This is a genomic window from Vibrio sp. T11.5 (assembly GCF_027587155.1).
Lineage (GTDB): Bacteria > Pseudomonadota > Gammaproteobacteria > Enterobacterales > Vibrionaceae > Vibrio > Vibrio neptunius.
The window spans coordinates 1-9,328 of sequence record NZ_JAPPTP010000044.1 but is presented as its reverse complement, the minus strand read 5'-3'; the positions used below and the strand labels follow the sequence as shown (position 1 = coordinate 9,328).

Annotated in this window: 11 protein-coding genes and 1 pseudogene; 3 read left to right on the top strand and 9 right to left on the bottom strand. The window is 42.7% G+C overall.

The genetic code is table 11. The features are described from left to right. Positions 1-76: 76 nt before the first annotated feature. The 3 genes and pseudogenes from OH455_RS22950 to OH455_RS22940 all read right to left on the bottom strand — a co-directional run. The gene (locus tag OH455_RS22950) at positions 77-367 is read right to left on the bottom strand and encodes a type II toxin-antitoxin system RelE family toxin (protein WP_005377002.1); all 291 of its coding nucleotides are present in this window, start codon (positions 365-367) and stop codon (positions 77-79) included. After that, complete coding sequence (locus tag OH455_RS22945; RefSeq protein WP_005377003.1) at positions 357-605, bottom strand: type II toxin-antitoxin system Phd/YefM family antitoxin; 249 nt, start codon at positions 603-605, stop codon at positions 357-359. The genes OH455_RS22950 and OH455_RS22945 overlap by 11 nt, the downstream gene beginning before the upstream one ends. A gap of 82 nt (positions 606-687) precedes the next feature. After that, positions 688-1,023, bottom strand: a pseudogene (locus tag OH455_RS22940) (transposase); the annotation flags it as partial. A 332-nt stretch (positions 1,024-1,355) separates the two neighbouring features. On the opposite strand from OH455_RS22940, the gene OH455_RS22935 reads away from it, so the two are divergent. The 3 genes from OH455_RS22935 to OH455_RS22925 all read left to right on the top strand — a co-directional run bounded on the left by OH455_RS22935 (position 1,356) and on the right by OH455_RS22925 (position 3,335). Then, positions 1,356-1,913 (top strand): hypothetical protein, encoded by a 558-nt coding sequence (locus tag OH455_RS22935; protein WP_045975203.1) that lies wholly within the window; start codon positions 1,356-1,358, stop codon positions 1,911-1,913. Positions 1,914-2,032: 119 nt separating this feature from the next. Next, the gene (locus OH455_RS22930; protein ID WP_269982905.1) at positions 2,033-2,641 is read left to right on the top strand and encodes a pyridoxamine 5'-phosphate oxidase family protein; all 609 of its coding nucleotides are present in this window, start codon (positions 2,033-2,035) and stop codon (positions 2,639-2,641) included. A 259-nt stretch (positions 2,642-2,900) separates the two neighbouring features. Further along, positions 2,901-3,335 (top strand): nuclear transport factor 2 family protein, encoded by a 435-nt coding sequence (locus OH455_RS22925; RefSeq protein ID WP_269982904.1) that lies wholly within the window; start codon positions 2,901-2,903, stop codon positions 3,333-3,335. A gap of 143 nt (positions 3,336-3,478) precedes the next feature. Here the strand turns inward: OH455_RS22925 and OH455_RS22920 are convergent, their stop codons facing one another. The 6 genes from OH455_RS22920 to OH455_RS22895 form a co-directional block, all read right to left on the bottom strand. After that, positions 3,479-4,420, bottom strand: a complete 942-nt coding sequence (locus OH455_RS22920) for an ATP-grasp domain-containing protein (protein WP_269982903.1) — start codon at positions 4,418-4,420, stop codon at positions 3,479-3,481. Positions 4,421-4,438: 18 nt separating this feature from the next. Continuing rightward, entirely contained in the window at positions 4,439-5,179 is a 741-nt protein-coding gene (locus tag OH455_RS22915) for an SDR family oxidoreductase (RefSeq protein ID WP_269982902.1), read from the bottom strand. A 7-nt stretch (positions 5,180-5,186) separates the two neighbouring features. Next, complete coding sequence (locus OH455_RS22910) at positions 5,187-6,359, bottom strand: MFS transporter (protein ID WP_269982901.1); 1,173 nt, start codon at positions 6,357-6,359, stop codon at positions 5,187-5,189. 88 nt (positions 6,360-6,447) lie between these two features. After that, a complete protein-coding gene (cysK, locus tag OH455_RS22905) occupies positions 6,448-7,437 on the bottom strand; it encodes a cysteine synthase A (protein WP_269982900.1) in 990 nt (329 codons plus the stop codon). 15 nt (positions 7,438-7,452) lie between these two features. After that, positions 7,453-8,229 (bottom strand): YqcI/YcgG family protein, encoded by a 777-nt coding sequence (locus OH455_RS22900; RefSeq protein WP_269982899.1) that lies wholly within the window; start codon positions 8,227-8,229, stop codon positions 7,453-7,455. A 2-nt stretch (positions 8,230-8,231) separates the two neighbouring features. Next, positions 8,232-9,059: an arginase family protein gene (locus tag OH455_RS22895; RefSeq protein WP_269982898.1), complete on the bottom strand. Its 828-nt coding sequence runs from the start codon at positions 9,057-9,059 to the stop codon at positions 8,232-8,234. Positions 9,060-9,328 lie beyond the last annotated feature (269 nt).

Genomic DNA, 9,328 nt, shown 5'->3' with positions numbered 1-9,328 from the left:
GTATGGCTCTGGCTTTAAGCTAACCCACGAAATTGGAGGCTAGCACCTCGTGGGGGTCATTATGTCTATACCGCAATCAATCATCTAACCTTTTCATGGCTTTACGGTAAACATCGCTACGTTCGCGTTTTCCGACTGCTAAGACGGTTACAATGATGACATCGTCTTCAACTTTGTAGACGAGACGGTAGCCAGATTGACGCAACTTAATTTTATACATGTTGTCAGCTCCAGAAAGTTTTGAAGCCGGAACATGTGGGTTATCTAAGCGCTCGATTAGCTTTTTCTTAAATTGTTGTTGCAGAGTAGAGCCAAGCTTTTTCCACTCTTTGAGTGCGCTCTTTTTAAAATCGAGTTTATAGGTCATCAATATTTACCGAAATGCTCTCTTCAGATTCACGCTCTTTAGCGATAGCTAGTAGTTCAAGATCTTCGAGTCTGTCCATCATCATTTCGTACGCTTCGGCAGGTACGCAATAAAATGCTGGCTCATTTCGGTTTAATACAGCAACAGGTTCGCCATAAGCACTAGTTGCAACTTTCATAGGGTTAGCTTTCAACTCAGTAATGCTTGCAGCAACATCGGCTAAAATTCTAGTGGTCATATAATAGGTCTCTTAAGCGGTCTTTATGTTGGTCATTTTAGCCTCAACCAAGCGGTATAACAAGAGACGATGGCGTCAATAGTTAATTTTTGGCGCTATCTTTATCCCACATTACACCGTCTCTGAGCATCGAGTTTAAGATCACAACCATCTTTCTCATGCAGGCAACTATGGCTACTTTTTTGGGTTTTCCTGCCGCAAGTAATCGTTCATATGTAGTCTTAAAAACAGGGTTACATTGGATGGCAGACATCATTGCCATGTACATGACTGTTCTAACTTGAGGTCGACCTCCTTTTATCATCCGTTTGCCTTTGAAGCGTCCGCTCTCTCTTGTTATAGGTGCGACGCCAATGAGAGAAGAGGCTTGCTTGTTAGTGATAAAACCGAGTTCGGGTACATTGCTAATTAGGGAGGCTTTTGGTGTGTGTCCTGAATTTAGGCTTTTGGTGTGTGTCCTGAATTTATGTCCTGAATTTATGAATTTATGAATTTATGAATTTAATTTGAATTTAATTCGAGAACTCGTCCAATTTTAGTACGTATGGGGTCAGAACTATTCAGTACGGTACTGGTTGCAAATATCAGAGGTTTAGGTCTTTTTTGTGGATGTGGAGGCATTGATTCTCAAAAGTTTGGCTGTAGAATTTGAACATTGCGCATCTACTCATTGTTTTATATAGAAATTATGAGGTGACTCGTCAGAGCAGGGCGCTATAAGCCTTAAAGTACTGCTTAGGATATTGAACATTGGAAAACAGAGAGAAACAAAAAGGGCCGGGTTGTCTTGGATTTGTAATTGGTGGGATGTCGTTCATTCCTTTGATTGGCGTTGTATTTGGAATTGTCGCCATTATCTGGGGTTTCAACGCAAAAAGTACAAAACTGAAATTAGTGGGCCTTTGTGGTATTAGTTTTACTTTTATCTTGTATGGGACGCTTGCGTACTTGGGCTTTGTACAACAAGGAGGAGTGTACGATGATCTGCGCTCTGAGTTAGTGAAAGTACAATTGACAAGTGCAGTACAAGCTATTGAATTATACAAAGTTCAAAATGGTGTATACCCAGAATCATTAGAAGTCTTACAAAACACTTTACCACAAGACAGCTTGGTATTTCTAAACGATGCAGCACAAGTCAGTATGTCCGGAGAGACTCAGTATTACTATGTTGTTATTGATGAAAATCACTATCATATTCGGTCATATGGAAGAGACGGAGTAATTAATACACTGGATGATATTTTGCCAACACCGATAGAAAATGTCGGGCTAGTAGTCGACTATCAGGTAGAAAACGGCTCATAATAAGCAATCAAGGTGACCCGTTACACTCGGCAGTTTGGGTATGAAGTTCGGTGTGGTTTGTCAGTTTAGAGCGGTCACCTTATTACAGGCATTATACCTTTATGGAGGAACAAAATAGAATGAGTGAAATTAAAACGATAGAGCAATTAAAAGAAATTTACGCAGAGCCAAGTGCCAGAGCTAAAAATAAAGTTCTATCTACTCTTGATGTTCATGCCATTACGCTAATAAATAATTGCCATTTCTCGGTTCTAAGTACTACTGATTCACAAGGCTATGTTGACCTCTCCCCAAAGGGAGGAGAGCCTGGCTTCATTAAAGTTTTAGATGAATCAACGGTATTGCTTCCCGATAGCTCGGGGAATAATCGAATAGATGGCCTTAAAAATATTATCAGTAACCCGAAAGTAGGGCTGTTGTTGATGGTCAATGGAATTGATGAAGTTGTTCGTATCAAAGGAACAGCGAGTATTCATACTGACTCCAACTTGTTATCGGTTTGTCCTGATGGGAGTAAGCCTCCTAAGGTTGTTATCAAAATAGTGATAGAAAGTATGTATTTTCACTGTGCTAAAGCAGTGATGAGAGGAAAGCTTTGGTCTGATGACTATAAAGTAAATCGCTCAATTCTTCCTTCTTTAGCGCAAATATTTAAAGACCAACAAAACTTAGAAAGTAACGCGATAGGCCAAGATGAAATGGTTAAGTATTACGAGTCAAGCCTTTAGAACGTGTCTAACAATAAATTATGGCGTCGATAGTTAATTGGGGCGCCTTTGATATCCCACATAACACCGTCTCTTAATATTTAACTTAAGCATCACTATGTACAAACGCTAATTAAGTGGCTAAAAATGGACTACTATCGTTCAACGAATGTACGTCAAAGTTTGGCTTGTATTTACAGTGGTCTGAATACGTTTTGTGTTATGTTGCTAGCCGCTTGGCAGGGTGATGGGTAAAAAGAGTACGTACATAGGAACAATTATGAATAAAGATGAGTTAGTTGAACTAGTAGTTAAGTATTTCAAGAAAGTAGATGCCGGTGATCCTAGTTATCTGGATCTCTTTTCAGAGGATGTCGATTTTTTCTTTCCTAAATTTGGACAAGCAAAAGGCAAGGACGCTTTAGTTGAGTTCGGCAATAGAATTGGTAGCTCGTTGAGCAGTATTTGGCACGACATAGATGGTTTTCAAATAACAACCTCTGGAAACAAGGTAATAGTTGAAGGACAGGAAGGTGGTGTAATGAGCGATGGCACTTCTTGGCCAGATAACAATGTTTCCACTGGTCGTTTTTGTAGTGTATTTGAATTTGAAGGAGAAAGAATAAGTCGTATGTATGTGTATGTAGATCCTGATTTTCCAAGCCAAGATTTAGAAAGAATTTCTGTGCTGTCAGGAGAAAATATAGAATATTAGGCGTCTGCCCAAATTGGATTTGCCAGGGTAGTGGTAACTGGTTTTGCCCTAAAGTTTGCTACGCACCTCTAACCAGCCACTTTATGGGACAGGAGTTTGGACTTCTTTTTCCAATCGATGTCCTGTCCGATAGTCGGCTGTTTTCAAACTACTAAATCTTGGTACGCGATAACCTCTTTTGATTGTGCTCTATCAATAATTGACCGCACAAAGAAATCCACGGATTTAGGCGTAAGTGGTAGGCTTAATGATGGCTCTGTGATCTCGAGTTCCAACAGCAGTGGCATACCGTTCTTATCTTCAATGAAGTCTAGTCTTGCGTACAAAAGCGGTTTAGAAAGCTCAAGGTTGCTTTGGACTAGATCCAGTATACGCTTTGCTAACGCCTTTTCTTCACTGTTCGCATCTTTTAGCGTGCGGAATTCCATGTCAGGTTTTTTGGTTTCCCCCCGTTCCGCGAGTAATGGCTCTTTCTTAATCGCATGAGAATACGTGTTGTCAAAGTAAATCATGTTTGTTTCACCATGCTTCTCAATTGTGTTGAGATAGGGTTGAAAAATGACGCCTTTTTCCAACTGTAACAGGTAGCGCACATGCTGAGTTATTTTTTCTGAATTGTCGATCGAAAGACGAACGACACCAAATGAATAGGCGCCGACTGTTGGTTTAATCACGACTTCGTTTATTTCCCAATCGCTATCTTGAAGACTGGCGAGAGCTGCTTGAATCTCTGTTTCTGAATAAATGATTTCAGTCGGGACAATGGGGACCCTTTGCTTCTCCAATAGCTTCAAGTAACTTTTGTCTGAGTTCCATTCGATGACTGATAGAGGATTAAGCAACACAGAACTCTGTTCAACCTTTTGGCAAAACTCGATGAACGGTTTTACTTTTTCCATATAGGTCCATGGAGAGCGCAGTACGACCACGTCATACATTGACCAATCAGGATGAGTGTTATCCCAGAAGATGACGTCCGCTTCCACGTGAGTGCGCTTAAAAGCGTCGATTATTAGGGGCATATCATAGTCGACGGATAAGCTATCGCTATCTGATACCAATGCGACTTTCTTTGTTTTGAGCATTTAACGACTCCTTTTTTGCTACCAGGGGAGGACAGTTCCCATATGAATAAACTGACCACTGACTGAGTTGTCCGTATCAAGTACCAATTGTATTGCTGTGAGAGCACCTTCCTTGGGGGTCAACATCCCGTCCCCATCGTTTAAGTCAGTCTTCGTATAACCCGGATGGATGCTATTGACCGTAATTGGAGTATTTCGAAGCTCATAGGCAAGATGAGCTGTCCAAGAGTTGAGCGCAGTTTTTGAGGCACTGTACGCAGGGAGCGATTTGAATTCATCCGTGTAGGTATAGGAGCTGGTATCACTATGTAACGTCACTGAACCCAACAAACTTGAAACGTTGAGTATTTTGCCTTTTGTCGAACGCTTAAGTAATGGTAAGAAGCGACAAGTTACGTTTACCGTACCAAACAAGTTGGTGTCGAACGTTTCCTCCCATTGTGTGAGTGGTTGTTCAGATGGAGATTTGCCGTATTCTTCAATCCTAATCGCTGCATTATTAATAAGAATGTCGATTTTGCCGAACAAGTTTTCAACAATGCGAACAGCTTCTTGGATAGAGTCGTCGCAGGTAACATCCATCGGTAAGCAAAATGCTTCGATTCCTTGGTCGCTCAATGTAGTAACCGCTTCGCTAATCGCTACAGCGTTTCTACCAGCAAGTAGTACCGTATGACCTTGTTTGCCAAGTGCAGTTGCAATTTCAAAACCGATGCCTTTATTGGCTCCAGTGATGAGCGAAATCTGTGAATTTGTCATATTGTTCCTAGCTCTCAACTTTCATAAAATGAGTTTGTTTCTTCGCTTCGATCAGTTTGCCGGTGCCAATAATGGAACACAGAGCAAGTAGAAGTGTTATGAAACTGACTATTGCCACCCAGTTTCCAAAGCGTTGTGCTATAAAACCAGATGTAATGACAGGTATCGAGAATCCAATATACGAATAGATGTACATGCCAGCCGTAGAGCTTGCTTTATCAATGTTACGGTTACTGGTAAATTGAAACAGACTTGCCATGTAAGTGAAACCATAACTTGAGAGGCTAGTACATCCTGCTCCAAGAAGAATGATTGTGATGGATTCACGATAATAACCAAGCGCTATGAGGCTAAATCCCAACACCGTCAAGAAGCACCCTAGGAGTAGACTTGTGTTTGAAGACAAGCGCTTGGCAATGTGTTGAGTCAGAAAGCCGGTGCAAATAGATAGGAAGACCATTAACCCAGTCCACTCGCTAAGACCTACCTCATTGAGTAATATTGGGACGATGGCGATGACTATGCCCGTAGTTGCCCAAGCCATCATCATGCCTAAACCATACGTCCAGGTATTGGAGGGAAAGCAAGGCAATGTAATTAGAGTGAGGTTTGGTTGAATAGTTTGAGTGGACGGTAAACGAACAAGCAATAGCATCAGCAACGGTGCGAGCAGAAATAAGCTTAGATAACTGTATGGTAGCACGCTCATACCCGCTACGTTCAAACTCGTACTCGTGGCAAGTGCGCCGCTACCAAAACCTAAAGACGTCGATGCTGCTACCAGCAATGTCCCGAATTTTAGTTCTTTCTCTTCAATTAGGTCATAGATGTAGGCCGAGACAGATGTTGTGGTCAAGGCGGTAGCAATCCCTAGTAGTAATCTTGCGACAAACAAAGAGGTCCAATTTGGCTGAATAACTAGTAGTGCCGTTGCGATGACACTCAAGAGAAGTGCAATGGATATGGGCAGTTTTCTACCCACTTTATTTGAAATCCCCCCCAGCATTAATAAGGTAGGTAATAGCCCTAACACATAGGCTGCAAAGGCGATGGTTCCCGCCGCGGTTCCCATGTTACTGCTTTGGACATACACTCCATAAAGTGGAGCTTGCAAGTTTACGGCGTAAGTCACGCAGAACATGATCAACGCCAAGATACTTAATGAAATTCGCTTTTCCATACGATGATTCCTTTCATGGACAACTCTTTCTGATCGAGAATATTTTTCACGCGCACAATCAACATACTCTAAGTGCTAAGAGGGAGAGCTAGGCATCACATTCAGTCGTGACAGACTCTTCACCCCAAGTCTTAATAAAAGGGTCCGTTTCCTCATTGCCAAGTTGATCGAACAGCTCGGTAGACAAATATCGTTCACCTGTATCTGGCGCCATCGCCAATATCACGCTTCCTTTAGGAGCTGATTTTGCGACTTCTAAAGCGGTTGCGACCGTCGCTCCAGCAGAGATGCCGACAAGGAGCCCTTCGGAACGGGCAAGAGCACGTGCAGTCATGATCCCCAAATTACCATCGATAGTAACGAGGCTATCCACCACATCTTTATCCAAGACGTTAGGTATGAAATCTGGGGTCCAGCCTTGAACGGGGTGCACGGTCCATTCATTCTTAGCGAGAATCCGGGCTCCTTGAGGTTCGGGGACCACAATTTCCACTCCCGGCCGTGCTACCTTCAGCATCTGTCCGATACCTGTGAGAGTTCCGCTTGTCCCAAAGCCTGTGACAAAGTAATCCAAACGCTTACCAGCAAAGTCGGAGAGTATCTCACTTGCAGTGGTCTCGCGGTGATATGCAGGGTTCGCCGGGTTATCGAACTGACGCGGTCTGAACCATCCATTCTGAGTAGCAAGATCGTCGGCAATTCGATTACCACCGCTACTTCCTTGCTCGCTGGGAAATAGGATAACTTCACCACCGTATGCACGAATCAGTTTCCTGCGTTCTAGCGAATAACCATCGCCCATGACGGCAATAAATTTGTATCCTCGTGCTGCAGCAACCATAGCGAAGGCAATGCCAACATTCCCTGACGTGCACTCAATAATTGTGTCTCCTTTCTTGAGCAAACCTTTAGTTTCTGCGTCCAAGACGATGGAAAGTGCAAGCCTGTCTTTGACTGAACCAGCTGGGTTAAAAGACTCAACTTTGACATAAACCTCGATTCCCTTTGGAGCAAGATAATTGAGTTTGACAATGGGAGTGCGCCCCACTGTTTCTATGATTGAGTTATATAAAGGCATTTGCGTTCTCTCTAATTACTTTTTATTTGATTTGATGGGACATTGGCTTGGCCGTCTGACTCTTGCTTCTTGCAACTGATATTGACGCCATTCAAGATTTTCTTGTTCGCCATAAAAGCCCAACTCTGTGGGCATTACTCCATCGTTGTAGGTTTTGACACGATTTCGAATGCGCTCGCGAGCCCGCCTTCCACCTTTCGTTTCGCCATTAGCGACGATGTCAAAGATTTCTCTGGCATTAATTACAAAGTTAAGTCGTGAGCCGAGATTTCGATTTTTAAGCTCTTTATGTTGATCCGAACTCATGTTGATGAATAGTTCGACTGCGTTAAAGCAATATGTCCATTCAGCGGCTTCGGGGTCCGTAGGGACATTCCGAGGCCATTGAGTGATGTCGTGCTCATGTGTCCAATTCAAGATCTCCCAACCAAGTTCGTGTGGTTCCATTGAAGATGAAAGCTCAGGAGAAAAGAAGACCACTAATGGTGAGAACATGCGCTTATTAACTGGTGTGACGTTAAGCATATCTGTATAGGCAATCAGACCATGCAGAAACTGATAGTAACCGCTGCGACCGTCTGGCTCACAAAACAGTACGTGAATTGTCTTAGCGCTCCACGCTCTGCGGCTAAACAAGCAAGGAAATTCTGGGGCTTTGACTCTCACACTGAATTCTTCCCACGCCTCCCTCTTCCACTTAGGTAACGTATGTAGTTTTGGCAACAACTCCGCATGTGTATACAAAGTTTTATGGTGAGTGTTAGGTGCGAGAGAGGCGGGACTCGTTTCCATGATTACAGACTCTTATTTTGTTTGAATAGGGCATCCACAGCTTGAAGGATAAGATCTAGCCCTTTCATATTGGCTAATGACGAATGGCTATCCGCACAAAACTCAGCAAGTTCTAACCCCATGACTTGGTTGCTTGGAAGTGACTCGAATAGTTCCAACAATTGGTCGATTTTCAATCCGCCTTCAACCTTGAAGTCAGCGGAAATCTGCCCTGGATCCATAACGTCCCAATCCACGTGAACCCAAACTTTAGAATCTCCAATGAAGTGGATGACAGATTCTGGCGTCAGAGTTGAAGGGGGAAAGTGCATGACACCTGCGTTGTTCACGTTATTCAGTTCTTCTTCATCAATGTCATGCACGCCAATGAGAGCAACATTGTTGGGTTTGACGCCAGAGCCAAAGCCGCTATCCCAAAGACCACAAGTGGCGGCCAATACCATACCGCCGAGGTAGCCTGTTTCGGTTGTATCTGGTGTATTAAAGTCACTGTGTGCATCGATCCACAGAACTTTTATGTCAGGAAAAGCTGCTGCGACAACAGGGAGTGTTGCTAAGCTTGCTGAGCAGGTATTCGAGGCAAATAGGACGGGGTGGTCACCACTGGCAAGCAATCGGGAGATTTCAGTCTGTAATAGGTCGAGGGTTTGTTGAGCTTCAGGGAGTGCCAGACTCCAATCATCCGACTTTGCAGGTGATGGCTGCCCTACGTAATTAGGTGTGAGTTTATAATGTAGAGCCAGTTTATCAGCCGTGAGTTTTGCGCCCTCTAGCATACGATCTGATCTGTCCGCGACACGTCCTTGAGAACATAGAATTTGAAAAGACATTTAAAAGATTTCCATACCATTTAAAAAGGAAACCGATTTATAACCTAGATTAAATAGACATAAAATACAGGATGATTATTATATTTATCATTATAAGAGCATGCGACTTTAATAAGTATGGTAATAATAATTATGTGTGCTGATTTAGATTTCTATTGTAGGGAATATGTTCTTTTATTTGCATTTGTGTGGGATAAAATTCTATATATATACTTGTGACATTGCTCGTAAAATTAACATTTTATAAATTAAGTATTTGTAAATATTGT

Excerpts from the sequence above, each read along its gene's own strand:
- OH455_RS22950 (WP_005377002.1), bottom strand. The coding sequence starts at position 367 with ATGACCTATAAACTCGATTTTAAAAAGAGCGCACTCAAAGAGTGGAAA.
- OH455_RS22925 (WP_269982904.1), top strand. The coding sequence starts at position 2,901 with ATGAATAAAGATGAGTTAGTTGAACTAGTAGTTAAGTATTTCAAGAAA.
- OH455_RS22895 (WP_269982898.1), bottom strand. The coding sequence starts at position 9,059 with ATGTCTTTTCAAATTCTATGTTCTCAAGGACGTGTCGCGGACAGATCA.
- cysK (WP_269982900.1), bottom strand. The coding sequence starts at position 7,437 with ATGCCTTTATATAACTCAATCATAGAAACAGTGGGGCGCACTCCCATT.
- OH455_RS22910 (WP_269982901.1), bottom strand. The coding sequence starts at position 6,359 with ATGGAAAAGCGAATTTCATTAAGTATCTTGGCGTTGATCATGTTCTGC.
- OH455_RS22945 (WP_005377003.1), bottom strand. The coding sequence starts at position 605 with ATGACCACTAGAATTTTAGCCGATGTTGCTGCAAGCATTACTGAGTTG.
- OH455_RS22920 (WP_269982903.1), bottom strand. The coding sequence starts at position 4,420 with ATGCTCAAAACAAAGAAAGTCGCATTGGTATCAGATAGCGATAGCTTA.
- OH455_RS22900 (WP_269982899.1), bottom strand. The coding sequence starts at position 8,229 with ATGGAAACGAGTCCCGCCTCTCTCGCACCTAACACTCACCATAAAACT.
- OH455_RS22930 (WP_269982905.1), top strand. The coding sequence starts at position 2,033 with ATGAGTGAAATTAAAACGATAGAGCAATTAAAAGAAATTTACGCAGAG.
- OH455_RS22915 (WP_269982902.1), bottom strand. The coding sequence starts at position 5,179 with ATGACAAATTCACAGATTTCGCTCATCACTGGAGCCAATAAAGGCATC.